The following is a 26,519-nucleotide window of genomic DNA, read 5'->3' on the forward strand; positions in this document are numbered from 1 at the left end:
CCGGAATTGCGATGGAAGTAGGTCCCGCGCATGATGCGGGCATGACGAAATATCTGATCTCGTTCCCGAGCGAGGCGATGATGGTCTCGGATGAGGAACTGCCCGACGTGGCCGCGGCGGCGCATGCCGTGATCGAAGAGGCCAAGGCGGCCGGCGTCTATGTCTTTGGCGGGGGCGTCGCGGAGGATGTGCGCCCGGTGCTCGTATCCGAGGACGGATCCGTATCGCCGCGAATCTATCCGGCAAGTCAACTGACCGGCGGGTTCACGGTGCTGGAGATCGCCACGCGCGAGGAGGCCGTTGAATGGGCGCGCAAGATCGCCGTTGCGTGTCGCTGTTCGCAGGAGCTGCGCGAATTCATGTACGATCCGGCGAGCTGACGCGGCCGTTTCGCCTGAGCCTCATCACGTTGCCGCGTCGAATGCCGCGATCAGGGCCTCTCCCGTCTCAGGTCTGAGCGTGAAGATGCCGCTGTCGAAGTGACGCGTCGGGTGGACCCGATTGGTGAGCAGCGTCCAGGCGAGGCCGCGATCGAAATCGACCCACAATCCGGTGCCGGTAAAGCCAGTGTGGCCGATGGTGCCGGGCGAACAGGCCTGACCCCCTGACCAGCCTGGGAAGCGAATCTCCCAGCCGGCGGTGCGATGGCCTTCGACCGGGGTTCGGATCGCCTCAAGCATGGTCGGGGAGGCGCCGGAGCCGTCCAGCAGCCCGCGCGCGAAATCGAGCACGCCATCAACGGTACCGAACAGCCCGGCGTGACCAGTGCGGCCGCCCATGGCGGAGCAGTTCTCGTCATGCACCTCGCCCTTCAGGACGCGTCCACGCCATCGGCAATGCTCGGTGGCAACGGCCGGGCCAGGCGGCGGCCCCCAGCCGAGACCTGGTCCAAGCGGTTGCGCCTCAAGCCCGGCGCCGGTCAGCCGCTCGACCGCGATGCCCAGCAGGATGAAGTTGATGTCCGAATAGACCGGCGGACCGTGCCGCCATTCACGCTGCAGCACGAACGCACGCAGGCGATCGGGATCATCGCCATAGGTGTAGATCGGCTCCACGGCCGGCAGAAAGGTGCGGTGAACCAGGCAGTCGCGGAACGTCAGGCGACGCTCCGGCGCATTGGCCACATCATATTGGCGCAGATCAGGGATCGCATCGGTGAGCGGGCGATCAAGATCGAGCTTTCCTTCGTCGGCGAGCCTCAGAACGAAGCTGGTGGCGGCGACCACCTTGCTGACCGATGCGAGATCGAACCAGTGCTCGCGGGTCAACGGCTCCTCGCTTGGCACCCGCTGCGCCAGGCCGGCAAGGCGCACGGCGCGCGTGCCATCGGCGGTGACGATACCGAGGGTGGCGCCCGGGATCCGACCGGCGGCAACAGACGCGGCAGCGGGCGCGAACCCGCGCTCAACGATGGTATCGATCATGCGTTCTCTTCGGATCGTGGGCGGATGTGGGCGAGCAGCGGGAGGAACAGGATGGCGGCAAGGCTGAGCGCGCCCGAGAGAAGGAAGAAATTGTCGTAACCGATCCGGCCGACGATGCTGCCCCCCGCACCGGAGATCAGCCGAGGCAGAAGAAAGGCGAAGCCGGTCAGAAACGCATATTGCGCGCCGGGATAGCGCGGGTTCACCAGAAGCGAGAGGTACACGACGAAGACGGCACCGGCGAAGCCATTGCCGAACTGATCGGCGCCCGTGGCGATATACAGGAGCCCTTCGCTGAGCGGCTGATGGGCCAGCCAGACGAAGGCGAAATTGCCAATGGCCGCGACGATGGCGCCGATCGCGAGCATCCACGTCATCGCGCGGCGAGTGACCATCCAGCCGGCGAGGCCCACGCCGATCGCGCTGGAAACCAGCGCCACGACGCTGTCCGCGCGGCCGATCTGCGAGAGGGAATAGCCCAGATCCTTGATCATCGGCTTCGACAGGTTGAGCGCCAGAACGTCGCCCATGCGGTACAACGAGACGAAGGCAAGCAGGATCAGCGCGCCAAAGCCATAGCGCCAGAAGAAGTCGACGTAAGGCCCCAGCAGAGTGGAGCGGCGGATGGGGGCGTCCGGCGGGGTGCGGCGGATCTGCGGCAAAGCGACCGCCATGAGCAGGAACGGGAGCATGCAACAGCCAAGCACCCAGGGAGTGACGTTCGTATCGGCGTCGATCCCGGCACCGGCGGCAAGCGAGAGGATCACCCATCCAATGGCCGCGGTAATGGCCAAAGCGGCGCCAAGGATCATGACGCTGGCGACCAGGCCGGTGGCGAGGGCAGGTATCCTATCCCGCTCGCCCGATCCGCGGCCCGGCATGGCGGCCAGGATCGGGAACGGGACAAAGGCGGCGGCGGCGATGGCGAGATAGGCAATCGTCCACCCGCCCCAGTCCGCCAGCAGGAGCGCGCCGCTGCCGGCAGCAACCATCGCCCCTCGATAGCCCCAGAGATTGGCGGCGACGATCGGGCCCTGTTCGTCCTGCGAGGGGTAAAGCTCGATACGCCAGGCATCCGCGGCCACTTCCAGGGTGGTCGTCCAAAAGGCCAGCAGGACCGCGAACAGGGCAGTGATGCCGAGCGACGCGTCGCCGGCGGTCAGCGCCATCGCGACCAACGAGGTGAAGATGCCGAGCTGCGCCAGCATCATCCATCCGCGCCGCTGCCCATAGAAGCGAGCGAAGCCGGGCACCGCATAGCGATCCAGCAGCGGCGCCCAGACGAACTTCAGCGTCGGCAGCAATTGCACCCAGGCGAAGAAGCCGATGACGGCGAGCGCCACGCCATGTGCCTGCAGGCGGAGCGCCAGCACGGTGGAGAACATGTAGAAAGGCAGCCCCGCCGCGAAGCCGAGAACGCCATACAGCGCCATGCCGCGGCGATCGATGGAGGCTGGTACGGAAGGAGGCTCTGCGAGCGCCGCTTGCGCGGCCAACTGGGTCATGTCCCTGATCGTTCAACGCCTGCTCGTCCGCGTCAATCCCGCCTGCGATAACGGAAGCATTCGGCATCACTGCCGGTTATACCGAAGGGACAAGCCGATATGGGCAGTACGGTGATCGCGGGCGCAGAATGGCTGGCGCAATGGTGAATTGGTATCTCGGCGTGGATGCGGGCGGCAGCCACTGCCGCGCACGTTTGATCGACCAGAATGGCCTGGTGATCGGAACCGGACATGCAGGCCCGGCCAATATGAGGATCGGCGCGGCGGCCGTTCGGGCGGTGTTCGACGATGTGATTGATCAGGCGCTGGAAGCGGCGGGGCTGCCCGGCAGTGTGCGGCGCGAGATCTCGGCCGGCATCGGCATTGCGGGCCTTTCCCGACCCGGAAGCGCAGAAGCGCTGGGCGCGATCGATTTCGGGATGGCGCGCATCTCCTTCGCGACCGATGCAGCGATCGCTAACCTGGGGGCGCATCGCGGGCGCGATGGCGCAACACTGATCCTGGGCACTGGAAGTATCGCGCAACTGCGTGTCGGCGGCGCCGATTTCGCGATCGGAGGCTATGGCTTTCCCATCTCCGACGAGGGAAGCGGCGCGGCACTTGGCCTGTCCGCCATGCGGCATGCGCTGCGCGCTCTGGATGGGCGAACAACGCGCACCCCGCTGGCGCTCGCCATTGCCGCCCGCTTCGGCCATGCCATTCCGCAAGCGATCGCGTGGATGGATCGGGCGACGCCTGCGGACTATGCCGCGCTCGCGCCGATCGTCATCCAATATGCACAGGCGGATGACCCGATCGCCCGGTCGATCGTGGAGGATGCTGCTGGCCATGTCGAACGCTTCATCGAAGCGATCTTCGAACGCGGCGCGCCAGCCTGCGCAATCCTGGGCGGACTGGCACCGCATCTGCGACCGTGGCTGCGCGCTCGGACGGTGGCGAAGCTCAGCGAGCCGCTGGGCGACGCGCTTGACGGCGCACTGTTCCTGGCCGGCTTTGCCTTGCCTGAGGTAAAGGCGCCTGAGGTGAAGAAGCCCGAGGAGCTTGGCGAATGACCGGGCTTGCGCAACTGAGCGAGCAGATGGCCGCTCGCCTTGGCTCGCGCTGGATCACGCACGAGGCTGGTCGGGCGCAATTCATGGCAGCGGAGGGACATCACGAGGCGCGCCTGCCGGACGCAGTGGCGCAGCCGCACACCATTGAAGACGTTCAAGCTTTGATGGCGGCGGCAACGGCCGCCGGGGTACCGGTCGTGCCCTTGGGCGTCGGCACGTCGCTGGAGGGCAATGCAGGGGCGGTGGGCGGAGCCGTCTCGATCGACCTGTCTCGCATGGACCGCGTGCTTGAAGTGGCAGCGGAAGACCTGTTGTGCGTCGTGGAGCCGGGAGTGACGCGCGAGGCGCTGAACGAGGAGCTTCGCGCGACCGGCCTGTTCTTCCCCATCGATCCTGGCGCGAACGCCACCATTGGCGGGATGATCTCCACCCGCGCCTCGGGCACGAATGCGGTTCGATACGGCACGATGCGCGAGAACGTGCTGGCGCTGAAGGTGGTGCTGCCCGACGGCACGCTGATCCGCACCGGCAGCCGGGCTCGAAAATCCGCCGCGGGCTATGATTTGACCCATCTGTTTACCGGATCGGAGGGCACGCTGGGACTCGTGGTCGAGGCCACGGTGCGGCTGCACGGCATCCCGGAAGCGGTGCTGGCGGGAAGCTGGGGCTTCAGCGATCTGGACGGCGCAGTGCGCACCGTGATCGAGACGATCCAGAGCGGCATTGCGGTGGCGCGGATGGAATTGCTTGACCCCGTGGCGATCCGTGCCTGCAACGCTTATGCCGGGCTCAGCCTGCCGGAACAGCCGACCCTGTTCGTTGAGCTGCATGGATCTCCCCGCTCAATCCAAGAGCAGCGCGAGCAACTGGAGGCGATCGGGAGCAGCCATGGCGCGGCCGCGCTGACCATGTCCGCTGACCGCGACGAGCAACGGCGATTGTGGCGCGCGCGGCACGCCGCTCTACCGGCCGCCAGGGCCATGCTGCCCGATGCGGTTACCTGGTCGACCGACATCTGCGTGCCGATCTCCAAGCTGGCGGAGGCGATCAGGCACGCGCGCGCGGCGATCGATGACGCGGGTTTGCTCGCCCCCATCCTAGGCCATGTGGGTGACGGCAATTACCATGTCTTCTTCGTGCTGCGGCGGGACGATCCGGCCAGCTGGGACAAGGCGCGGGCGGTGAACGAAGGGTTGATCAATTACGCCCTGTCGGTCGGCGGCACCTGCACCGGGGAACATGGCATTGGGATCGGCAAGCGCGCGGCGCTGCTGCGCGAACATGGGGAGGATGCCGTGGCGCTGATGCGGCGGATCAAGGCGGCGGTCGATCCCGCCGGGCTGATGAACCCGGGAAAGGTGTTCATGCGGGAGGCGGGGGCATGAGCACCGAGACGGTTGATCCGCGCTATCTGGACCTTGCCGACTGGCCATCTGCCACGGCCATCGAGGCGATGCTGGAGGGGCAGCTTGCCGCCGTCGCGGCGATCAAGGGTCAGGTGGGCGCGATCGCCGCCGCCGCGGACGCTGCGGCGCGCCGGCTGGGGACGACGGGACGGCTGATCTATGCCGGCGCGGGTACCTCTGGCCGCGTCGCGGTGCAGGACGGCGTAGAGCTGTTTCCGACCTATAACTGGCCGCGCGACCGGTTGGCGTTCCTGATGGCGGGCGGTACGGCGGCGCTGATCGAGAGCGTCGAGGGCGCGGAGGACGATCCGTTGGCGGGGCGTGCAGCGGTGGCCGATGCCGCGATCGGCGCGAGCGACGTGGTGATCGGCGTGGCGGCAAGCGGGCGCACGCCATATACGCTGGCGGTGATCGACGCGGCACGAGAGGCAGGGGCGCTCACGATCGGCGTGGCGAACAATGCCGGCGCCGCGCTGCTCACGCAGGCCGAACATGCGCTGCTCGCCGATACCGGCAGCGAGGTGGTGGCGGGCTCGACGCGCATGAAAGCGGGCACGGCGCAGAAGGCGGTTCTCAACCTGCTCTCGACCACCATCATGCTGCGCCTCGGGCTGGTTCACCGCGGGCTGATGGTCAACATGCGCGTGTCGAACCGCAAGCTGCGTGCGCGGGCCGAGCGGATGGTGGGTGCGATCGCCGGGGTTGACGGGCAAGCTGCGGCGCGGGCGCTCGATGCGGCGGGCGAGGAGATCCGGCAGGCGGTGCTAGTGGCGCTTGGGGCCAGCGCCGCTGAAGCCACGGCGCTGTTGGCGGCGCACGCGGGGAATTTAGGGGCGGCGATGGCTGCCTACCGCCGTTCGTCCTGAGCTTGTCGAAGGGCGTGCCATATGGCTCGGCGCTGCATGGCACGGGCTTCGACAGGCTCAGCCCGAACGGCTGAGTGAGGCGGTACTCAATAGCGGAAGCTGACCGTCCCCAGCACCGTGCGCGGGGCACCGTAATAGCTCTGGTCGAAGGTCAGCGCGCTCAGGTAGCGCTTGTTGGTGACGTTGCGGACGTTGACGCTGAGCGCGACGTGGGGCGTCAATTCGTAGCGGCCCATCAGGTCAGCTAGGACATAGTCGCCCTGATCGAGGCGGATCGGATCGCCCGCGGGAGTGAGCCCGCCCGGCTCGAAATAGAAGTCGCTCTGGTACTGGATGGACGTGCCAACCTTCAGCTGAGGCAGCGACGGCGGCGAATAGGTGAGGTTGAGACGGCCGATATTGCGCGGCACGAAGGTGCGCTCGGGCTGGTCATCCTCGTTGCGGATCTTCATGAAGGTGAAGCCGCCGGTCGCCTGGAGGCCGGGCGCGAGCTGGCCACCGAATTCGAGCTCCACGCCTTGCGACTTGGCATCGACCGGGATGTACACGGTGCGGCCGAGCGTGGGATCGAACTGGCCGAAGGCGGTATTGTTCTGGCGCGCCTGGAACAATGCGGCGCTCGCGTACAGGCGGCCGTCGAACCATTCGCCCTTCACGCCGCCCTCGATATTGTCGCCGACGATCGGTGGCAGGATCTCGTTGGTCGCGCTCACCTCCACCTGCGGGCGGAAGATCTTGGCGTAGCTGGCGTAGAGGCTGATGTTCGAGGTGACGTCAAATGTCGCGCCGACGAAGGGCGAGAAGCGTGAGCGATCATAGGCCTGCGGCGTGCCGTAGGACGTGCCCTCGCTGGTCGCATGGGTGTAGTTGCCGCCCAGCATGATCTTGAGCGGATCGGCGGGGTTGAGCCGGACGAGGCCGTAGATCGTCTCGCGTACCGTGTGGGTGTCGAGGCTGAGGTCGTACGGTTCCGGGAAGTTCACCTGCGGGAAGGTGCCGTCGAAGAAGGTGTCGAGCGACAGCGGGATGCCAACCTGGCTGTAATCGTAGCTGGAATATTGCTGGTACTTCTCCGCGCCGCGCTGAAGCCCGAGCACCACATCATGGTCGCGGCCGCCGACGGACAGCTTGCCGCTGAGATAGGCGTCAATGGTGAGGTTGCGGGTCTGGCCGCGGAAAGCGCCGGGATAGCTGAAGATGGCGCGGGTATCGAGCGGGTCGTCAGGATCGCCGAGATCGATGCCGCCCGGCGCGCCGCGCACGGGATTGCCGTAGACGTAGAAGAGCGTGTCGTCTTCGCTCGTCGCCCGGCGCAGGACGGAAACCTTGCCCGTCCAGCCGTTGCCGAAATCATGCGTCAGATCACCAAAGATCTGGCGATCGACCACGCCCCAACTCGACCAGTCCGGCGCATAATTGGCGGTGCGATCGAATTCGATGCGGGTACCGTCCGTGTAATAAAGTGGGATCGCGCCCCACATGGCGCCTCGGCTGCGATGGTCCTGATGGCCGTAGCCGGCGCTGATCACGGTGTTGGGGCCGAGATCCGCCTCGACGATGCCGTACCCGGTCCAGCGGCGCAGGCCGTAGCGATCGAGATGGCTGTCGGTATCAAGGAAGGCGCCAACGGCGCGGGCGCGGATCGATCCATCTTTGGTGAGCGGCACGCTGACATCGGCATCGAAGCGAAGATTGTCGTAGGAGCCATATTGCGCGCTCGCCGACGCCTTGATCTCCCGGAAAGGGCGTTTGCGGATGAAGTTGACCACGGCCGATGGATTGCCGGTCGGCGACAGCAGGCCCGGCGCGCCGCGCACCACCTCGATCCGGTCGTAGATGGCGGTGTCGATCGAGCCGGTCTGGATGCCGAACGAGAACGGAAGGCCAATGCCGTCGATCTGGAACGTCTGAATGTCGAACCCACGGGCCGAGTAGTAGATGCGGTCGGTGTCGGAAGTGAGGACGCTGACGCCGGGCACGGTGGTGAGCAGCGCATTGACGTCGTTGAGTTGGAAATCCTCGATCTGCGCGCGGGTGACGACGCTGATCGACTGCGGCGTTTCGCGCTGGCTCATCTGGATACGCGTGGCGGTCCGCTGATCGGTGACGCCGTAATCATCGCTGCCTTCGCTGCGCTGGCCGGTGACGACGATGTCATCGCTGCGCTGTGTATCCGCCGCCGTTTCAGGCGCGGCAATCGCCGCTGCACTGGCGAGTAGTGCGGACATCATCGTCATTATTGCCTCCCTTGAACGAGAGGCCCGCTAGAAACGTTTTCGTGCTATTGCAAGCTAATCTCATTATCACAGATAAAATGGCTGCTCGACTTCGACGACGGTTAGCCTTCGCGCCATGGTTGCAAACCTATGCGACAGGATAGGGCGTCAATGTCGCGCGGTTTTCGTCTGCGGCGACCGGACGCCCGATCATGGGAAAGGCGCGTTGCGGGCAGGCAGCGCGCTCGCATACCTTGCATCCGACCCCAATTGGCGTGGCCGCGCGCGGATCCGTGAGGTCGAAGCCGCGCGAATACACCAGCCGGTGCGCGTGGCGAATGTCGCAGCCGAGCGCGATGGCGAAGGTCTTGCCCGGCTCCCCAAAAGCGCCGGCGGTGCGGCGGACCGTGCGGGCGACCCACAGATAGGTGCGTCCGTCGGGCATTTGCGCGACCTGACGCAGCACGCGGCCGGGCTGCACGAACGCCTCGTACACCTTCCACAGGGGGCAACTGCCGCCCACGCGCGAGAAGTGGAAGTCGGTGGCCGACTGGCGCTTGGAGATGTTGCCGGCGCGATCGACGCGGATGAAGAAGAAGGGAACGCCGCGTGCCTCGGGGCGCTGGAGCGTCGAAAGACGGTGGCAGATCGTCTCAAACCCCACGCCGAAATGGCGGCCGAGCTTCTCGATATCGTACGCCTGCGCCTCCGCCTCGGCGAGGAAATCGGCGTAGGGCAGCAACAGCGCACCGGCGAAATAATTGGCGAGGCCGATGCGGGCGAGGCGGCGCGCTTCAGGGCCGGTGAGGATCGGATCGTCGGCGAGCCGGTCGATGAGGTCGCCGAGTTCGAGAAAGGCGAGCTGGGTCGCCATCTGGAACGCCTGCTGCCCGGCGCGCAGGTCCGGCGAGATGTGGAGCGTGCGGGTGGCGGGATCGTAGCGGCGCTGCACCGCGCCGGGCTCGGACAAAGCAACAGTGATGCCGTGGCGATCCTGCAGACGTCCGATCAGCCCGGCATGGACACGGCGCGGGCCGAAGCCGGCCTCTTTGTAGAGCGCTTCGGCCGCCTGATCGAGCGGCTCGATATGGTTGTAATTGGCGTAGAAGAGCTCGCGGACCTGCTCGAACGGCATGCGCGCGCCGCCGCCCTCGATCCATTGGTCGCCAAGCTGCGCGGCCATCGCCTCGGTGCGCTCGGTGAGGTCACGCTGGCGGCGATGGAGCGCGATCAGCGTGCGCGCGACCGCGGGCATGTTGGTGGCGAGCTCGCGGATTTCGGCGAGTGCGATCGGCTCGGGCGCTTCGGTCAGGCTGTCGCGCAGGTCGGTGATGAGGCGTGCTTCCTCGTCCTCCGAGAAGAGCTGGACGTCGATGCCGAAGACCTGGTTGATCTTGAGCAGGACGGGGACGGTGAGCGGCCGCTGGTTCTGCTCGATCTGGTTGAGGTAGCTGGTCGAGATGCCGAGCGCTTGGGCGAGCTCGACCTGCTTCAGGCGGCGTTCTTCGCGCAGGCGGCGGAGGCGCACGCCCATGAAGGTCTTCCGCATTCCTTCGCACCTTTCGCTTCGGCTATGCAGGAAGAGGTAGCGGGTTGCGGATGTTGCGGAAAGTGCTGCCTCCGTCATGCGGGCCTTGATCCGGGATCCAACGTGCAGCGAGAGCTTCGGCTTCAGCGTGTGCGGGACGTTGGACCCCGGCTCAAGGCCGGGGTGACGTAAGGCAAGGATCAGGCGTTGGGCATCACCGGCACCACCGTCTTGATGATGCTCGCGTCCAGTTCCTCGAAATCGTGCAGGCCGATCGTGTCGTACAGCTCCTGGCGGGTCTGCATGCGGTCGACGTATTTGTGGGTGCCGCCGTTTTCCTTGATCGAGGCGTAGAGTTCGGCCTGCGCCTTGTTGGCGACGCGCAGGGACGAGACCGGCCAGATCACCATCTTATAGCCCATCTCCTCGAATTCGGCGGCGGTGTAGAAGGGCGTCTTGCCGAATTCGGTCATGTTGGCGAGCAGCGGCACGTTGGGCACGGCCTTCGCGAACTTTTCGAACATTTCGCGCGTGTTCAGCGCCTCGGGGAAGATCGCGTCGGCCCCCGCCTCGACATAGAGCTTGGCGCGCTCGACCGCGGCGTCGAAGCCCTCGACGCCGGCGGCGTCGGTGCGGGCGACGATGACGATGTCGCGCGCGGCCTTCTTCGCGGCGGCGACCTTGGTGGCCATGTCCATCGCGGAGACGAGGTTTTTGCCGTTCAGGTGCCCGCACTTCTTGGGCAGGATCTGGTCCTCAAGATGGACGGCGCCGGCGCCCGCATCCTCGAAGGTGCGGACCATGTGCATGACGTTCAGCGCCTCACCATAGCCGGTGTCGCCGTCGACCAGCAGCGGCAGGCCCGACGAACGGACGATCTGGCGGATGAAGAAAGCAACTTCGTCGACAGTGATGATGCCGAGATCGGGCAGGCCCATCGACGCGGTCATCGCCGCGCCCGACAGATACAGGCCGTCGAAGCCGGCATTGCGCGCCTGGATCGCGGCCTGGCCGTTGTGCGCGCCGGGCAGCTGGAAGATGCCGGGGCGCTCAAGGCCCGCGCGGAAGCGCTCGCCGGCGGATTCGGTGGGGAGGTCGGAGGCGAGAAGGTAGGGCATTGATGGTCCTTCGTATTGACCCGAGTGTGTCAGTGCGTATTTAAATACTTATGGAGCGGAACAGCCGATTGATCGTCAAGCGGCTCCGCGACGAGGGTTACGAACTGATCGGTGCGAAGGGATCGCACCACAAGTTTCGCAAGGGTGCGATCACGATCATCGTGCCGCATCCCAAAAAAGACCTGCCGCTGGCCACCGCGCGCAGCATCGCGCGAGCGGCTGGCTGGATCTGAGGAAATGCCATGACCTACTATATCGGTGTCGTCCACAAGGATGCGGACAGCAGCTACGGCATAGCCTTTCCCGATCTTCCGGGGTGCTTTTCGGCGGGGGAGGATCTGAGCGAACTGGAGCGCAACGCGATCGAGGCGATCGACCTGTTCCTGGAGGGCGAGGATGTCGCGCTCTATCCCGCGCGCGACATGAATGCGATCCGCGACGGGCTGGAGGCGGACGACCGCACCGCCATGCTGATGGCGGTGCCGTTCATGCGATCGGGCGGGCGCACCGTGCGGGTGAACTTCACCGTAGATGCGGCCACGCTTGCGGCGATCGACGCGGCGGCCAAGCGGCGTAACCTCTCGCGCAGCGCCTTTCTGGTAAGCGCTGCGCATAACGAGATTGCGGGTCACTGATGGCTGGCCGCCGCGCATAGGCTTACTTCCGCTCGGCCAGCGGCACCCACTTGAGGTCTTCGGGGCCGGTGTAGTTCGCGCTCGGGCGAATGATCTTGTTGTCCTCGCGCTGCTCGATGACGTGCGCGGCCCAGCCGCTGGTGCGGGCGATCACGAACAGCGGCGTGAACATCGCGGTGGGGACCCCCATCATGTGGTAGGAGACGGCCGAGAACCAGTCGAGGTTCGGGAACATCTTCTTCACTTCCATCATCACCGTCTCGAGCCGGTCGGCGATGTCGTACATTTTGGTCGAGCCGGCCTCGTCCGACAGCTTCTTGGCGACGCGCTTGATGACGACGTTGCGCGGGTCGCTGATCGTATAGACCGGGTGGCCGAAGCCGATGATGACTTCCTTGGCTTCCATCCGGCGGCGGATGTCCGCCTCGGCATCATCGGGATTCTGGTAGCGCTTCTGGATCTCGAACGCGACTTCGTTGGCGCCGCCGTGCTTGGGGCCGCGCAGCGCGCCGATCGCGCCGGTGATGCACGAATGCATATCCGATCCAGTGCCGGCGATGACGCGCGACGTGAAGGTCGAGGCGTTGAACTCATGCTCGGCATAGAGGATCAGCGACGTGTGCATTGCCTGCACCCAGCTGTCGCTCGGCTTCTCACCGTGAAGGAGGTGGAGGAAGTGGCCGCCGATCGACTCGTCGTCGGTCTCGACCTCAATCTCCACGCCGTTGTTCGACAGATGATACCAATAGAGCAGCATGGAGCCGAGGCTGGCCATCAGCCGGTCGGCGATGTCGCGGGCGCCAGGGCTGTTGTGGTCATCCTTTTCGGGCAGCGCGCAGCCGAGTGCGGAGACGCCGGTGCGCATCACATCCATTGGGTGGGCAGCGGCGGGGAGGGCGGCGAGAGCTTCCTTCACCGCGAGCGGGAGGCCGCGCAGCGCCTTGAGCTTGGCCTTGTACGCCTTGAGCTCGGCGGCATTGGGAAGCCAGCCGTGGACGAGGAGGTGGGCGATCTCCTCGAATTCAGCGCCCTCGGCGAAGTCGAGGATGTCATAGCCGCGATAGTGCAGGTCGTTGCCGGTGCGGCCGACGGTGCACAGCGCGGTGTTGCCGGCAGTGACGCCCGAGAGGGCGACGGACTTCTTCGGCTTGAAGGTGGGAGCGGTGGCGGTGTCGGTCATGCTCTTTCGGTCCTCTTTCTACTTTTCCGTTCGCCCTGCGTGGGGCGTGTTACAAGCGCTACCGTTCGGGGCACGTGCTTCGACAGGCTCAGCACGAACGGTTGTTTCTAGAAGCTGCCCTCCGGCACGCGGACGTGGCCTTCCATCAGGATGCGGGCGCTTCGACTCATGATCGCTTTGGTGACGGTCCATTGACCGTCGACTTGGCGGGCCTCCGCGCCGACGCGCAGGGTACCGGAGGGGTGGCCGAAGCGGACCGACTGGCGCTCGCCGCCGCCGGCCGCCTGGTTGACGAGCGTGCCCGGGACGGCCGCGGCGGTTGCGATGGCGACCGAGGCGGTGCCCATCATCGCGTGGTGGAGCTTGCCCATCGACAAGGCGCGGACGAGCAGGTCGATATCACCGGCTTTCACGATCTTGCCGCTGGAGGAGGGGTAATCGGTCGGCGGGGCGACAAAGGCGATCTTGGGCGTGTGCTGACGCTTGGCGGCTTCCTCGGGCGACTTGATGAGGCCCATCTTGAGCGCGCCGATCGTGCGCAGCGCCTCGAAGCGGCGGAGCGTGTCGGGATTGGTGTTGATCGTCTCGCGCAGCTCGGTGCCGGTGAAGCCGATGTCGGCGGCGTTCACGAAGATGGTCGGAATGCCCGCGGTGATCATCGTCGCCTTTAGCTTGCCGCCGGGGACGATTTCCTCGGGCACGTCAAGTTCGTCGACGAGATTGCCCGTGGGGAACATTGAGCCACCCTCTTCGCCGTCGTCGGCGGGGTCGACGAATTCGAGGACGATCTCGGCCGCGGGGAAGGTGACGCCGTCGAGTTCGAAGTCGCCGGTTTCCTGCACTTCGCCATTGGCGACCGGGACGTGGGCGATGATCGTCTTGTTGATATTCGCCTGCCAGATGCGGACGATGCAGATGCCGTTCTCGGCGCGGTTCGCGTCGACATAGCCGGCGTGGATCGCGAAGGCGCCAGCGCCGGTCGAGAGATTGCCGCAATTACCGGACCAGTCCACGAAATCGGTGTCGATCGAGACTTGGCCGTAGAGGTAATCGACGTCGTGGTCGGGCTGGCTGCTCGGCGAGACGATCACGCACTTGCTGGTGCTGGAAGTCGCGCCGCCCATGCCATCGATCTGCGCGGCATATGGGTCGGGGCTTCCGATGACGCGCTGGAACAGCTTGTCGCGAGCGGCACCGGGAGTGCGAGCGGACTCGGGGAGGTCCTCAAGGCGGAAGAACACGCCCTTGCTGGTGCCGCCGCGCATGTAGGTGGCGGGAATGCGGGTTTGGCCGGTCATTGGCGTGCTGCCTCGCTTTGCTTCACTTCGTCATGCCGGACCTGTGCCGGCATCCAGGGTGCCACGTATCCGGCGCCGCTAGGTTCGCGGACGGCTGAACCCCGGCACAAGGCCGGGGGGACGGTAGTTTGTGCGGCGGGCGTCACGCTGCGGCCGCTTCCGACGCCAAAAAGTCCTGGGCGAAGCGCTGGAGGACGCCGCCAGCTTCGTAGATCGAGACCTCCTCGGCCGTGTCGAGGCGGCAGGTGACGGGCACTTCGTCGGTCGAGCCATCCTTGCGGCGGACGATCAGCGTCAGCGTGGCGCCGGGACGGCGCTCACCGACCACGTCATAGGTCTCAGTGCCGTCGAGGCCGAGCGTCAGGCGGGTGGTGCCCGGCTTGAACTCGCACGGCAGCACGCCCATGCCAATGAGGTTGGTGCGGTGGATGCGCTCGAAGCCCTCCGCGACGATCGCTTCGACGCCGGCGAGGCGCACGCCCTTGGCAGCCCAGTCACGCGAGGAGCCCTGACCGTAGTCGGCACCGGCGATGATGATCAGCGGCTGAGCACGATCAAGATACGTCTCGATTGCCTCCCACATGCGCATCACCTTGCCGTCGGGCTCGACGCGGGCAAGGCTCCCCTTCTTCACCGCGCCTTCGACCACCGCCATCTCGTTGACGAGCTGCGGGTTGGCAAAGGTCGCGCGCATCGCCGTCAAGTGATCGCCGCGATGGGTGGCGTAGGAGTTATAGTCCTCCTCGGGCACGCCCATCTTGGTCAGATATTCGCCGGCCGCGGAGCTGGCGAGGATCGCGTTCGAGGGCGAGAGGTGGTCGGTCGTGATGTTGTCGGGTAGGATCGCAAGCGGGCGCATGTCCTTCAGCGTGCGCGGATGTGCCGCGAGCGCGCCGACCCCCTCGGTGTCCCAATAGGGCGGACGGCGGATGTAGGTGGACGTGGGGCGCCAGTCGTAGAGCGGGCTGATCTTCTCCGCCGAGCGCGCGCGGGCGCCGAACATCGGCTCGTACACCTTGCGGAACTGCTCGGGCTTCACGTGCGCGGCGACGATCGCGTCAATCTCTTCGTCGGTGGGCCAGAGATCCTTGAGGCGGATCTCGCGGCCGTCGACCACCCCCAGCACGTCGCGCTCGATGTCGAAACGGACGGTGCCGGCGATCGCATAGGCCACCACGAGTGGCGGCGAGGCGAGGAACGCCTGCTTGGCATAGGGGTGAATGCGGCCGTCGAAGTTGCGGTTACCTGAGAGAACGGCAGTCGCGTAGAGATCGCGGTCGATGATCTCCTGCTGGATCTTGGGGTCCAGTGCGCCCGACATGCCGTTGCAAGTGGTGCACGCGAAGGCGACGATACCGAAGCCGAGCTTTTCCAGTTCGGGAAGCAGGCCGGCTTCCTCAAGGTAGAGGCGCGCCACGATCGATCCGGGGGCGAAGCTGGACTTCACCCAGGGCTTGCGAACGAGGCCGAGCGCGTTCGCCTTTTTTGCGACAAGCCCTGCGGCGACGACGTTGCGCGGGTTCGATGTGTTGGTGCAGCTGGTGATCGCTGCGATGATAACCGCACCGTCGGGGAGGAGACCTTCGCGTTCCTCCGCCTGTGCCTTCTCGAGATCTACCGCGATGCCGCGCTCCTCCAGTGCGGAGGTCGGCAGGCGGCGGTGCGGGTTAGACGGGCCGGCGAGGTTGCGCTCTACGGTGGAGAGGTCGAACTCAAGGACGCGCTCATATTCGGCGGTCTTGAGCGCATCGGCCCACAGGCCGGTGTGCTTGGCATAGGTCTCGACCAGCTTGACCTGCTCGCTCTCGCGGCCGGTGAGCAGGAGATAGTCGATCGTCTGCTGGTCGATGTAGAACATCGACGCGGTCGCGCCATATTCCGGGCACATATTCGAGATGGTCGCGCGATCGCCGATCGTCAGGCTGTCCGCGCCCTCACCGAAGAATTCGATCCACGCGCCGACGACGCGCTCCTTGCGGAGGAATTCGGTGATCGCGAGGACGATGTCGGTAGCGGTGATGCCCGGCTGGCGCTTGCCGGTGAGGCGGACGCCGACAATATCGGGCAGGCGCATCATCGACGCGCGGCCAAGCATCACCGTCTCCGCCTCCAGCCCGCCAACGCCGATTGCGATCACGCCCAGCGCATCGACATGCGGCGTGTGGCTGTCAGTGCCGACGCAGGTGTCGGGGAAGGCAACGCCGTCGCGCAGCTGGATGACGGGCGACATCTTTTCCAGATTGATCTGGTGCATGATGCCGTTGCCGGCGGGGATCACGTCGACGTTCTGGAACGCCTCCTTGGTCCATTCAATGAAGTGGAAGCGATCCTCGTTGCGGCGATCCTCGATCGCGCGGTTCTTCTCGAACGCCTGCGGATCGAAGCCGCCGTGCTCGACGGCGAGGCTGTGATCGACGATGAGCTGGGTCGGGACGACAGGGTTGACCTTGGCCGGGTCGCCGCCCTGGTCGGCGATCGCGTCGCGCAAACCCGCGAGGTCGACGAGCGCGGTCTGGCCGAGAATGTCGTGGCAGACAACGCGCGCGGGATACCAGGGGAAGTCCAGATCCCGCTTGCGCTCGACGATCTGGGTGAGGGCGTCGGTGAGCAAAGCGGGGTCGCAGCGGCGAACGAGCTGTTCGGCCAGGACGCGCGCCACATAGGGCAGGCCGTCATAGGCGCCCGGTCGGATCGCCTCGATCGCTTCGCGCGTGTCGAAGAAGTCGACCTGGGTTCCGGGGAGTTGCTTGCGATGGGCGCGGTTCATGGCTGAATCTCTGTCTGGCTTGGCGCCGCGCACGGTTCCGAGACTCTCCCGAGTTGTGCGCGTCGCTTCGTACGATCACGGCTTACCATTTGTGCATTATCCGCAAACGCGCAACCCATGCAGGCGATCTAAAGGGCGAAGATCGGCGGATGGCATGAGGGCGAGACTGCGAAGTTTGCGAATGAAGCTTTCATCTTCGCGGCCTCGCGCCGGCGTTGAAGGCGCCGCGTGAGCAGCGGCTGGCGACGCTCGCGGGGCTCTGGATCGCGCACCAAGTCTTGGCCGGCGCTGGGTGGTTCGCGAACGTCGCGGCTCAAACGTCTGTGATCGGCGGGCGTTTTGCTATATGCGCCAGGCCATGACCAAGCCCGTCACCACTGACATCGACCGCCCGATCCTGACGCCGCCTGATGGCCACAAGAAGGTGTTGCTGCACAGCTGCTGTGCGCCCTGCTCAGGCGAAGTGATGGAGGCGATGACCGCGAGCGGGATCGACTATACGATCTTCTTCTACAACCCGAACATCCATCCGAAGGAGGAATATATCCTTCGCAAGGAGGAAAATATCCGTTTTGCCGAGAAGCACGACATCCCCTTCGTGGATGCCGACTACGACACGGTGAACTGGTTCAAGCGTGCGCGCGGGATGGAGAACGAGCCCGAGCGCGGCGTACGCTGCACCATGTGCTTCGACATGCGGTTCGAGCGTACGGCGCTTTATGCGCATGAGAATGGCTTCCCGGTGATCACGTCGTCGCTCGGCATCTCGCGCTGGAAGAACATGACGCAGATCAACGATTGCGGTGAGCGGGCGGCCGGGCGTTATCCTGACCTGAGCTATTGGACGTTCAACTGGCGCAAGGGTGGCGGCGCGGCGCGGATGATCGACATTTCCAAGCGCGAGAACTTCTACCAGCAGGAATATTGCGGCTGCGTCTATTCGCTGCGCGACACGAATGCCCATCGCATATCGCAGGGCCGGCAGGAGATCGAGATCGGCAAGCTGTTCTACGGGACTGATCAGCAGGCATAGCTGACGTTCGGGAGCGGTAAACGCCGATCGCTCGAGAGGCGCTCAGCTGACCTCGAACCACACAGGTGATGCCTCGAACAGGCGCGTAGCTTGGTGCTGGGGACCGGAGGCGAAGCGGATGATCGTTCCGTCAGGGCTGCTGTCGTCCAGCTTCACCGCGCAACGCAATGTCTTGTCGCCGTGCCGACGCTCGAAGGCGAGCAAACGCGTAGTGCCAGTGGCGCTGGCCGGCTCATAGCTGCCGCCCGTGAACAGCGCCGGGTTTTCACGTCGGGCCGCCAGCAACGCGATTATCAGTTGGAGCTTGGCCGGGGGAAGGTCGAGCGCGGCGAAGCGCGCGGGGAAATCCACCGCGCGCCGATTGTCGGGATCAACGAGGCTGAGATCCGCCAATTCTGTGCCCTGATACAGGTCCGGAACGCCGGGCAGGGTGTAGCGCAATGCGACCTGAACGAGGCTGTTCCGGGCAGCAGCGGGTGCGATCTCGGCGAGAAAGCTCTCGATGGCTGCGGTAAAGCGTGGGTCGGTGATGAGCGCGCGGGCAAGATCGTTGCAGCGCGTCTCATAGTCTTCGTTGGGTGCTTCCCAGGATGAGCGCAGCTTGGCCTCCCGCAAAGCCTTGGTCTGCCAGGCGGAGATGCGGTCGGCGAAATTGTCGGTCAGTCGATCGGGCCAGGCGCCGAGAAGCGACTGGAACAGCATGTAGCGGTCCCCGCGATCGACATCGCTGGACATCGGCTCTGCAATCGCCTCCCATTCCGCAACCGTTTCACGCCAGCGCGTAGGCATGCTGCTCAGCACTGCGAGCCGCGCGCGCGTGTCTTCGCCACGCTTGTGGTCGTGCGTCGCGGTGGTCAGCATGGCATTGGGCCAGTGCCGCGCGCGGGCGATCATGCGCTCGTGAAAGGTCGAAGGCTCCATTGTCATCCGAGCGGCATCGAAGCCTACGTCGTTTCGCGACAGCAGGCGGCCATAGCGATAGAACGCCGTGTCTTCCAATGCCTTGGCGGCGATTGGTGCGGAGAGTTGTTGAAAGCGGCGCACCGCGTCAGCTCGTTCTTCGACACTGCCCGAACCGTCACCGGCCAGCCATTCAAGGATGAGGTCCGCCACCTTCTCCTCCCCCGGTGGGAGATGCGGCGCGACCCGGCTGCGCGTTTCCTTGCGGATCGCCGCATCGCTGACGGGCGCGTCCGGGCCATAGGTGCGGTAGACGGGAAAGACCCAGAGCAATCGCTCGACCGCGCGGCGAAGCATCGCGCGGGTCACGCCATCGGGAGCAATCCGTGCAAAAGCATCGACACAGCCTTCGAGCTGACCGGTGAATTGCCACGCGAGCAGTTGCTGCCTTGCGAGCAGTTCTTCCGAATGCAGCTCAGCGGGTCGGCCGCTGACGTCATGCCACAAGGCGCCGAGCGGCGCGGCGCCGGCGGGATCGTGAAGCAGAGCTGCGACCTCCTCCATGAAATCGTAACCGCTCGTGCCATTTACCGCCCATTCTTCCGATAGCACCTCACCTGGACCAACGATCTTCTCGATGACGATCCATGCGTCGGGCCCAAGCCGTTCGCGTAGAGCACGGCAATAGCCGAGCGGATCCGTGAGGCCGTCGACATGGTCGACCCGCACGCCGTCGATCAGCCCTTCCGCATGCAAGCGGAAGTAGAGCTGATGCGTTTTCTCGAACACCGCTGGATCCTCGATCCGCACGCCGGCGAGTTCGTTGATCGCAAAGAAGCGCCGCCAGTTGAGCTCGTCGTTAGCGGTGCGCCAGAGCGCGAGACGATAGTGCTGGCGGGCAAGGAGCGCCTCGATCCGTTCCCGGTCCGGTGCATTCTGGTCTTCGTCACGAAGCGGAAAATGCTGCTTTCCATAGGCAGTTATCCACCAACGCTCGTTAGGATGCTCAACCTTGATCACGCCTTCCGCCAAGGCTTGGGTCAGCGAGGTGCCGAGGACTGGAAGAACGATCGGACGCGACCAGTCGATGTCGAAGATTTCGGCATAGTCGCTGGCGCGGCCGTGGCGGAGCACGTCGTTCCACCAGGGGTTGGTATCACCGGCCACACCCATGTGGTTGGGCACGATGTCGATGATCATGCCCATGCCGCGCGCCCGCAACACCTTGACCAAGCTGCGGAAGCCTTCCTCACCGCCGAGTTCGGGATTGATCGATGTGGGATCCACCACGTCATAGCCATGGGTCGAGCCCGGCGCCGCAGTGGTGATGGGGGAGGCGTAGATGTGACTGATGCCGAGGCGATCGAGGTAGGGCACGATCTCCTCCGCATCGGCAAAGGTGAAATCCTTATGAAACTGAAGACGATAGGTCGCGCGGGGGATCATCCGGGCCTCTTGGCGGTAAGCATCTGGGTACGGGCGGCGACGGTCGCGTCGGCGAGCAGCTGATCAGTGCCGTCGGGCATGCGGCGGCGCCAGTTGGGATGCTCGTCGACGGTGCCGGGCAGGTTGGGTTGTTCCTCAAGGCCGAGCAGATCTTCGAGCGGGAAGATGGCGAGGGCGGCGGGCGCATTGGACACCGCTGCGAGGATCTGATCCAGCGGCGCTGGCTCCGGGGCGACAGTAGCTATTCCAATAGCTTGTGCCAGGGACTTGCGTTCGTCTGTTCGACTCTCAAGGCTTGCGGCCCGACCGCTGATCTTCGCCCGCCAATCGAGATCGCGGCCCTTCCACCAGCCGGCGACGGTGGGCGTGTCGTGCGTGCCGGTCATGGCCACGGCGTCCGCATCCCATTGAGACGGCGAGACAAAATCGCCTTCTTCGTCCCGCTCAAACGGTAGGACGCGCATGCCGAGCATGCCGCGCCGGGAGAGATCGTCGCGCAGGCCAGGCGGGACGGTGCCCAGATCCTCCGCGATGACGATTGCCCCGGCCCTATGTGCCTCAATCGCGACGATATTTTTAAGGATGTCGCCGGGCATGGTGAGATATGCGCCGTCGGCCGCGGTGCCGCCGTCGGGAACGATCCAGAGGTGGTCGAGGCCGATTGCATGGTCGATACGGAGACCCCCGGCATGACGCAGCGCGGTGCGTATGGTGTTGATAAAAGGCGCAAAGCCGCTGCGTGCCAAGGCGAAGGGGTCGAGGGCGGAGATGCCCCAGTTCTGGCCGTCGGGGCCGAGCGGATCGGGGGGCGCGCCGATGGTGACGCCGGTGAGCAGGTCCTGCGGGGCGCTCCAACCGTGGCTGCCGCCACAATCGGTGCCGACGGCGAGGTCCGCAATGAGGCCGATTGCCATGTGCTCCCGGGCACATTCTTGTGCGCGTGCAAGGCCTTGGTCGGCGAGCCATTGAAGATAGGTGAAGAAGGCAACTTCATCGGCGTGCTCGGCGGCGAAGCGTTGGACCGCGGGGCTGGCCGGATCACGAAGCTCGGCGGGCCAGGCGGGCCAGCCCTGGCCGCCGAAGTGGAGGTTTATGGCGTCGAACAGCGCGTGATCGGAGACGTTTGGCCTGGTTTCGGCCACGTACGCCGCAACCTTGGCCCGAACTTCGGAAGAGGCATTCGCAAACGAAAGCCGCAGGTGGTTCAAACGAACATCGTGGGAGGTTCGCCAGTCGATCAAGTCGGGTGCGGGCTCATCCGGGAACGGCATGCCGACCAGTGATGGATCGGCGAGCATGACATTGTGGAAGAGCCGCGAGGAGGGGGCGTAGGGGCTGAAGCGGCCCGGGTCGCCGGGGAAGAGCGCGTGGGTGGGGCTGATCGCCAGCGCGGTGGCGCCGGCACGGCCGAAGGCGGCCGCGGCGCGGGCGAGGGTGGCGTATGTGCCGTAGGCGGTGGAGTGTTCGTCGCGCAGGGACGGGATCTGGACGGCAACGCCCCAGCCATGACCGGGCGGCTGCGGGCAGCGGGGCGGAGCGACGGCGATCGTATAATGGCGGCCGCCGACCTGTAGGTGGTGGTAGCCGATCGTGGTGATGGCGTCGGTGCCGAGCGTCAGCGGGTGATTGGAGCCGTCTTCCAGCGTGAGTTCGGCGATGCCGGTCGCGCTGCCGGGGATCGTGAGCGGCTGGCCGGCGGTGATCGAGAGAAGGGGCTGATCGGCGGGAGTCTGATCCAGGCAGGCGAGCAGGGTTTCGAGGACGGCATCGTCGACCTGCTGAGCGGTGCCGGTAGCATCGGTCCAATGGCGCTTGAGGCCGGCGGCGGCTGCTGCGGCGTGCAGGTTCTTCATTCGAGCCAGGCGATGAAGCGATTGTCGGTGGTGAAGAGGAGGCCGTTTTCCCCTTCGTCCCGAGCATCGTCGAGGGTTTTGTTCTGTTTGGCCCGCGCCTCGACTTCACTCGGCACGAACGGGGACGGGGTGCTTGTAGCGGGCACGGACGGGGTGGGCGCGAATGGGGGGGTGGGGAGCGGGGCGGGGGCGTCGGCGAGGTCGATGGCGATGGCCAGGACCTTGCCGTCGTTGAGGCGCCAGCGGGCGGTGACGGCGGTGTTGCCGGTCGCTTGGGCGCCGAGGCTTTCTACTGTTCCCCGGCGGAGGCCGGGGTCCAGCTGGGCGAGCGGGCTAGCTTCCACTTCGGCTTTCCCGACTGGGCCCCGGCCTTCGACGGGGTGCTGCTTTGGAGTGGAAAGGCGCGGGGCGATGTGGTCGCGGCGAAGGTGGAGGAGGGTTTGGTAGAAGGAGCGCCATGTGCCGGCATCGGGGCCGGGCTGCGGGATCGAGGCTTCGAAGGTCGATAGCGCATTGGGGTCGGGGATCGTTTCGCGCGTCTTCTCGTCGGCGAAGGCTTCGAACTTGGCAAATTCCTTACGGCGACCTTCGCGGACGGCGTCGGCCAGGTCGTCGTGAAAGTCGGTGAAGAACAGGAACGGGCTCTCGCTGCCTTCCTCCTCGCCCATGAAGAGAAGCGGGATTTGCGGCGCTAGCAGCATCAGCGCGGTGGCGGCACGGAGCTTGGCGGGATCGGTCAGACGCGTGAGGCGCTCGCCGAGGGCGCGGTTGCCGACCTGATCGTGGTTCTGGAGGAAGCTGACGAAACGGATCGGGGGGAGGTGGGCGCTCGGGGTGCCGCGGGGCTTGCCGTCGTGGTTGGGCGAGGGGTCGCCCTGGTAGATGAAGCCTTCCGACAGGCAGCGGGCGAGGCGCTCGGCGGGCCGGTCCGCGAAGTCGCCGTAATAAGCGCTGGTCTCGCCGGTGAGGAGGACGTGGAGGACGTTGTGGAAATCGTCGTTCCATTGCGCGTCGTAGGCGTCGGGGCGGAGGCGGGCGGCGTCATTCTGCTCGTTCTCGAGGACGAGGTGGACGTGGCGGTCCGGGAGGGCGGCGCGGATCTCGGCGGCCATCTTGTCGAGGAACTGGGGGTTGTCGATGGCGTGGACGGCGTCGAAGCGGAGGCCGTCGAAGCGATAGTCCTTGAGCCACATCAGGGCGTTGTCGATGAAGAAGCAGGCGACGGGCGCCTCGTCGACGGCGACCGCGCCGCCCCAGGGGGTGGCGACGTCGCGGTGGAAGAAGCGGTCGGCGTAGAGGCCGAGATAGTTACCGTCGGGGCCGAAGTGATTGTACACCACGTCGAGGAAGACGCTGAGGCCGAGTTCGTGCGCGGCGTCGATGAGGGCGCGCAGCTCGGTGGGCGTGCCGTATGCCTCGTGGACGGCATAGGGGAGGACGCCGTCATAGCCCCAGCCACGGTCGCCGGCGAAGGCGTTGATCGGCATGAGCTGGATGGCGGTGACGCCCAGCGCGGCGAGGGCGGGGAGGCGTCGCAGGACGCCGCTGAAGCCGCCGAGGGTGCCGGCGTGGAGCTCCATGACGACCATCTCGTGCCAGGGACGGCCGCGCCATTCCGGGGTGCGCCATGGGTAGCTGTGGTCGGGGACGATGCTCCAGCCGTGGACGCCGCCTTGCTGGCGGCGGGAGGCTGGGTCGGGGAATGGGGTGTTGGCGATGTGGTAGCGGTAGGGGGTGCCGGGGGGGGGCGGGAGGGTGATTTCCCACCAGCCGTTTTCGGTGGGGGTGAGGGGCACGCGGTCGGAGTTCGTGTCGTCCCCTCCGTTCGTCCTGAGCTTGTCGAAGGGCGCTTCTCCAACCTCTGTTGTGGCCTGGAGCACGTGCTTCGACAGGCTCAGCACGAGCGGGGGGGAGGGGGGCGCCACCTCATCTGCTGTTCCCCGGCGGAGGCCGGGGTCCAGTTGGGGGGCGTTGGTTGCTTTCTCGGGGGCCTTCCCAACTGGGCCCCGGCCTTTGCCGGGGAGCAGGTTTGCGTCGGTGGCGGCGTCGCCGATCTCGATCGCCACCGTGTCCGCATCGGGTGCCCAGAGGCGGAAGCGGGTGGTGCCGTCCGCAAGCGCTTCGGGGCCCCAGCGCATCACTCTTCCCATGCGCTGGTCCACATCAGGAGGACGGCGCCTTGTGGGGCGACTTCATACTCGTTGTCGATTTCGATCTCGCCCTGATCGGGCTTGGCGCTGTCGATCAGGACGGTGCGGCGGGTGTCGGGCTTGGGAAGGCGGAAGGTGATTGGCGCCTCGCTGGCATTGAGGAGAAGCGACACCGCTTCCACGTCGCCCGTCTCGGTGCGGATCGCGCGGCGCATCATCAGCGCGCGGCCTTCCGGGTTCTGCCAGTCCTCGTCGCTGAGGCGTTCCCCGCGCTCGTCCCACCATTCGACATCGTTGACGCCGTGGCCGGGCGAGTCCTGGCCGTAGAGGAAGGTGGGCGCGCGCAGCACGGCGTAGCGGCGGCGCAGTTCGGTGAGGCGGGCGGTGAAGTCGATCTGCTGCTGGCCTTCGTCGGACGCGGCGGCCTGCCAGTCTAGCCAGCTGATCTCATTGTCCTGGCAATAAGCGTTGTTGTTGCCCTGCTGCGTGCGGCCGAATTCGTCGCCGGCGGTGAGCATCGGGGTGCCGAGCGAGGCGAGCAACGTCGTCATCATCGAGCGCATGACGCGGCCGCGCGCGTCGTTGATCGCGGGATCGTCGGTGGGGCCTTCGGCGCCCCAGTTGCGCGAATGATTCTTGTCGTGGCCGTCGCGATTGTCCTCGCCGTTCGCCTCATTGTGGCGGTGTTCGTACATCACCGTGTCGGCAAGGGTGAAGCCGTCATGCGCGACGAGGAAGTTGACGCTCGCCCACGGCCGACGCGCGCGGCGGTCGAACAGGTCGCCCGAGCCCGACAGACGCGCGGCGAGATCGCCGCGGGTGCCCGCGTCGCCCTTCCAATAGCTGCGCACGGTGTCGCGGTACTTGTCGTTCCATTCGGCGAAGCCGGGCGGGAAGTTGCCGAGCTGGTAGCCGCCGGGGCCGACGTCCCACGGCTCGGCGATCAGCTTCAGCTGGCTGAGCACGGGATCCTGGCGGACGACGTCGAAGAAGGCCGCGCCGGGATCGAAGCCGGTCGCCTCGCGGCCCAGCGTGAGGCCGAGATCGAAGCGGAAGCCGTCGATGCCGAAGCTGGTGGCCCAATAACGCAATGAGTCCGCGACCATCTGGATGACGCGCGCCTTGCTCATGTTGAGCGTGTTGCCGGTGCCGGTGTCGTTGATCGTGTAGCGCGGGTTATCCTGGACGAGACGATAGTAGCTGGCGTTGTCGAGGCCGCGCCACGAGAGGGTCGGGCCGCGTTCGGAGCCTTCGCAGGTGTGGTTGTACACCACGTCCATGATGACTTCGATGCCGGCCTTGTGGAGGCGGTGGACCGCGCGGCGCAGCTCGTCCTGGTGCTCGCTGGCCATGTACGCCTGTTCGGGGGCGAAGAAGCCGAGTGTGTTGTAACCCCAGTAATTGCGCAGGCCCTTTTCCTGCAGGAAGCGGTCCTGCGTGAAGGCCTGGATCGGGAGCAGTTCGATCGCGGTGACGCCGAGGCGCTGGAGGTGGCGGATCACCGCGGGGTGGCCGAGCGCCGCGTACGTCCCGCGGTCGCGGGCGGGGACTTCCTCCATCAGCTTGGTGAGGCCCTTGGTGTGGGCCTCGTAGATCACCGTTTCCGACCAAGGGGTGTTGGGGCGGCGGTCGCGCGACCAGTCCCAGTGATCGTCGACCACGACGCTCTTGGGCATAGCGGGGGCGCTGTCGCGCTTGTCGAAGGAGAGGTCCTCGCGGCGATGGCCGATGCGATAGCCGTGGAGCGCGTCGGTCCATCTGATCTGGCCGTGGAGCTTGCGGGCGTAGGGATCGAGCAGGAGCTTGTTGGGATTGAAGCGGTGGCCGGCCTCGGGCTCGTAGCGGCCGTGCGCGCGATAGCCGTATAGGAGGCCGGGCTCGACGTCGGGCAGATAGCCGTGGAACACCTCGTCGGTGCATTCGGGCAGCCAGAAGCGCTGGATCTCGCGCTTGCCGGCCGGATCGAAGAGGCACAGCTCGATCGCGTCGGCGTTGGCGGAGAAGACGGCGAAGTTGACGCCCAGGCCGTCGAAGGTGGCGCCGAGCGGATAGGGGGTGCCGGGCTGGAGCCGGTCAACGGTGAAGTGCAAGCAGCAGCCTCGCTAGCCTGGTCGGCAGAATGGGTGCCATCCTGCCGTGGTC

The 26,519-nt window shown here is 66.0% G+C and carries 19 protein-coding genes; 7 read left to right on the forward strand and 12 right to left on the reverse strand.

Features of this window, described 5'->3' with window-relative positions:
• Positions 1-11: 11 nt before the first annotated feature.
• Positions 12-380 (forward strand): YciI family protein, encoded by a 369-nt coding sequence (locus tag BMX36_RS02265; protein ID WP_256210623.1) that lies wholly within the window; start codon positions 12-14, stop codon positions 378-380.
• A gap of 24 nt (positions 381-404) precedes the next feature.
• On the opposite strand, the gene BMX36_RS02270 is transcribed toward BMX36_RS02265, so the two are convergent.
• Positions 405-1,424 carry a serine hydrolase domain-containing protein gene (locus BMX36_RS02270; protein ID WP_093063544.1) on the reverse strand — a complete coding sequence of 340 codons (1,020 nt, stop codon included), beginning with the start codon at positions 1,422-1,424 and terminating at the stop codon, positions 405-407.
• Positions 1,421-2,929: an MFS transporter gene (locus BMX36_RS02275; protein ID WP_256210624.1), complete on the reverse strand. Its 1,509-nt coding sequence runs from the start codon at positions 2,927-2,929 to the stop codon at positions 1,421-1,423. The genes BMX36_RS02270 and BMX36_RS02275 overlap by 4 nt, the downstream gene beginning before the upstream one ends.
• Before the next feature lie 128 nt (positions 2,930-3,057).
• Here BMX36_RS02275 and BMX36_RS02280 point away from each other — a divergent pair, with 128 nt between their 5' ends.
• The 3 genes from BMX36_RS02280 to BMX36_RS02290 are packed head-to-tail and all read left to right on the forward strand — an operon-like array spanning position 3,058 to position 6,253.
• Positions 3,058-3,981 (forward strand): glucosamine kinase nucleotide-binding domain-containing protein, encoded by a 924-nt coding sequence (locus tag BMX36_RS02280; RefSeq protein WP_256210625.1) that lies wholly within the window; start codon positions 3,058-3,060, stop codon positions 3,979-3,981.
• Positions 3,978-5,366 (forward strand): FAD-binding oxidoreductase, encoded by a 1,389-nt coding sequence (locus BMX36_RS02285; RefSeq protein WP_093063547.1) that lies wholly within the window; start codon positions 3,978-3,980, stop codon positions 5,364-5,366. Before BMX36_RS02280 ends, BMX36_RS02285 begins: the two co-directional genes overlap by 4 nt.
• Entirely contained in the window at positions 5,363-6,253 is an 891-nt protein-coding gene (locus tag BMX36_RS02290) for an N-acetylmuramic acid 6-phosphate etherase (RefSeq protein WP_093063548.1), read from the forward strand. Before BMX36_RS02285 ends, BMX36_RS02290 begins: the two co-directional genes overlap by 4 nt.
• 86 nt (positions 6,254-6,339) lie before the next feature.
• Here the strand turns inward: BMX36_RS02290 and BMX36_RS02295 are convergent, their stop codons facing one another.
• The 3 genes from BMX36_RS02295 to prpB all read right to left on the reverse strand — a co-directional run bounded on the left by BMX36_RS02295 (position 6,340) and on the right by prpB (position 11,115).
• Positions 6,340-8,490, reverse strand: coding sequence for a TonB-dependent siderophore receptor (locus tag BMX36_RS02295; RefSeq protein WP_093063549.1), 2,151 nt, complete (start codon positions 8,488-8,490; stop codon positions 6,340-6,342).
• Between the two features lie 127 nt (positions 8,491-8,617).
• Positions 8,618-10,018 (reverse strand): short-chain fatty acyl-CoA regulator family protein, encoded by a 1,401-nt coding sequence (locus tag BMX36_RS02300; RefSeq protein WP_066781191.1) that lies wholly within the window; start codon positions 10,016-10,018, stop codon positions 8,618-8,620.
• A 179-nt stretch (positions 10,019-10,197) separates the two neighbouring features.
• On the reverse strand, positions 10,198-11,115 hold the full coding sequence (gene prpB, locus BMX36_RS02305) for a methylisocitrate lyase (protein ID WP_093063550.1): 918 nt from the start codon (positions 11,113-11,115) through the stop codon (positions 10,198-10,200).
• A 50-nt stretch (positions 11,116-11,165) separates the two neighbouring features.
• Here prpB and BMX36_RS02310 point away from each other — a divergent pair, with 50 nt between their 5' ends.
• On the forward strand, positions 11,166-11,348 hold the full coding sequence (locus BMX36_RS02310; RefSeq protein WP_093063551.1) for a type II toxin-antitoxin system HicA family toxin: 183 nt from the start codon (positions 11,166-11,168) through the stop codon (positions 11,346-11,348).
• 9 nt (positions 11,349-11,357) lie between these two features.
• Positions 11,358-11,750: a type II toxin-antitoxin system HicB family antitoxin gene (locus BMX36_RS02315; protein WP_093063552.1), complete on the forward strand. Its 393-nt coding sequence runs from the start codon at positions 11,358-11,360 to the stop codon at positions 11,748-11,750.
• Positions 11,751-11,772: 22 nt separating this feature from the next.
• Here BMX36_RS02315 and prpC read toward each other — a convergent pair whose 3' ends face one another.
• The 3 genes from prpC to acnD form a co-directional block, all read right to left on the reverse strand.
• Positions 11,773-12,930: a bifunctional 2-methylcitrate synthase/citrate synthase gene (gene prpC, locus BMX36_RS02320; RefSeq protein WP_093063553.1), complete on the reverse strand. Its 1,158-nt coding sequence runs from the start codon at positions 12,928-12,930 to the stop codon at positions 11,773-11,775.
• A 107-nt stretch (positions 12,931-13,037) separates the two neighbouring features.
• A complete protein-coding gene (prpF, locus tag BMX36_RS02325) occupies positions 13,038-14,228 on the reverse strand; it encodes a 2-methylaconitate cis-trans isomerase PrpF (protein ID WP_066781203.1) in 1,191 nt (396 codons plus the stop codon).
• Positions 14,229-14,370: 142 nt separating this feature from the next.
• Complete coding sequence (gene acnD, locus BMX36_RS02330) at positions 14,371-16,995, reverse strand: Fe/S-dependent 2-methylisocitrate dehydratase AcnD (RefSeq protein ID WP_093063554.1); 2,625 nt, start codon at positions 16,993-16,995, stop codon at positions 14,371-14,373.
• A 358-nt stretch (positions 16,996-17,353) separates the two neighbouring features.
• On the opposite strand from acnD, the gene BMX36_RS02335 reads away from it, so the two are divergent.
• Complete coding sequence (locus BMX36_RS02335) at positions 17,354-18,028, forward strand: epoxyqueuosine reductase QueH (RefSeq protein ID WP_093065153.1); 675 nt, start codon at positions 17,354-17,356, stop codon at positions 18,026-18,028.
• A gap of 42 nt (positions 18,029-18,070) precedes the next feature.
• Here BMX36_RS02335 and treY read toward each other — a convergent pair whose 3' ends face one another.
• Genes treY through glgX form a run of 4 tightly spaced genes read right to left on the reverse strand, consistent with a single transcriptional unit; the run spans position 18,071 to position 26,467 of the window.
• Positions 18,071-20,374, reverse strand: coding sequence for a malto-oligosyltrehalose synthase (treY, locus tag BMX36_RS02340; protein WP_093063555.1), 2,304 nt, complete (start codon positions 20,372-20,374; stop codon positions 18,071-18,073).
• A complete protein-coding gene (malQ, locus tag BMX36_RS02345) occupies positions 20,371-22,227 on the reverse strand; it encodes a 4-alpha-glucanotransferase (RefSeq protein WP_093063556.1) in 1,857 nt (618 codons plus the stop codon). The genes treY and malQ overlap by 4 nt, the downstream gene beginning before the upstream one ends.
• Positions 22,224-24,365, reverse strand: coding sequence for a malto-oligosyltrehalose trehalohydrolase (gene treZ / locus BMX36_RS02350; RefSeq protein ID WP_093063557.1), 2,142 nt, complete (start codon positions 24,363-24,365; stop codon positions 22,224-22,226). Before treZ ends, malQ begins: the two co-directional genes overlap by 4 nt.
• A complete protein-coding gene (glgX, locus tag BMX36_RS02355; protein ID WP_093063558.1) occupies positions 24,365-26,467 on the reverse strand; it encodes a glycogen debranching protein GlgX in 2,103 nt (700 codons plus the stop codon). Before glgX ends, treZ begins: the two co-directional genes overlap by 1 nt.
• Positions 26,468-26,519 lie beyond the last annotated feature (52 nt).

The sequence above is a fragment of the Sphingomonas sp. OV641 genome, assembly GCF_900109205.1.
Classification (GTDB): Bacteria; Pseudomonadota; Alphaproteobacteria; order Sphingomonadales; family Sphingomonadaceae; genus Sphingomonas.

Coding starts and splice junctions, on each gene's coding strand:
- BMX36_RS02265 (WP_256210623.1), top strand. CDS start 12: ATGGAAGTAGGTCCCGCGCATGATGCGGGCATGACGAAATATCTGATC.
- BMX36_RS02270 (WP_093063544.1), bottom strand. CDS start 1,424: ATGATCGATACCATCGTTGAGCGCGGGTTCGCGCCCGCTGCCGCGTCT.
- BMX36_RS02275 (WP_256210624.1), bottom strand. CDS start 2,929: ATGACCCAGTTGGCCGCGCAAGCGGCGCTCGCAGAGCCTCCTTCCGTA.
- BMX36_RS02280 (WP_256210625.1), top strand. CDS start 3,058: ATGGCTGGCGCAATGGTGAATTGGTATCTCGGCGTGGATGCGGGCGGC.
- BMX36_RS02285 (WP_093063547.1), top strand. CDS start 3,978: ATGACCGGGCTTGCGCAACTGAGCGAGCAGATGGCCGCTCGCCTTGGC.
- BMX36_RS02290 (WP_093063548.1), top strand. CDS start 5,363: ATGAGCACCGAGACGGTTGATCCGCGCTATCTGGACCTTGCCGACTGG.
- BMX36_RS02295 (WP_093063549.1), bottom strand. CDS start 8,490: ATGACGATGATGTCCGCACTACTCGCCAGTGCAGCGGCGATTGCCGCG.
- BMX36_RS02300 (WP_066781191.1), bottom strand. CDS start 10,018: ATGCGGAAGACCTTCATGGGCGTGCGCCTCCGCCGCCTGCGCGAAGAA.
- prpB (WP_093063550.1), bottom strand. CDS start 11,115: ATGCCCTACCTTCTCGCCTCCGACCTCCCCACCGAATCCGCCGGCGAG.
- BMX36_RS02310 (WP_093063551.1), top strand. CDS start 11,166: ATGGAGCGGAACAGCCGATTGATCGTCAAGCGGCTCCGCGACGAGGGT.
- BMX36_RS02315 (WP_093063552.1), top strand. CDS start 11,358: ATGACCTACTATATCGGTGTCGTCCACAAGGATGCGGACAGCAGCTAC.
- prpC (WP_093063553.1), bottom strand. CDS start 12,930: ATGACCGACACCGCCACCGCTCCCACCTTCAAGCCGAAGAAGTCCGTC.
- prpF (WP_066781203.1), bottom strand. CDS start 14,228: ATGACCGGCCAAACCCGCATTCCCGCCACCTACATGCGCGGCGGCACC.
- acnD (WP_093063554.1), bottom strand. CDS start 16,995: ATGAACCGCGCCCATCGCAAGCAACTCCCCGGAACCCAGGTCGACTTC.
- BMX36_RS02335 (WP_093065153.1), top strand. CDS start 17,354: ATGACCAAGCCCGTCACCACTGACATCGACCGCCCGATCCTGACGCCG.
- treY (WP_093063555.1), bottom strand. CDS start 20,374: ATGATCCCCCGCGCGACCTATCGTCTTCAGTTTCATAAGGATTTCACC.
- malQ (WP_093063556.1), bottom strand. CDS start 22,227: ATGAAGAACCTGCACGCCGCAGCAGCCGCCGCCGGCCTCAAGCGCCAT.
- treZ (WP_093063557.1), bottom strand. CDS start 24,365: ATGCGCTGGGGCCCCGAAGCGCTTGCGGACGGCACCACCCGCTTCCGC.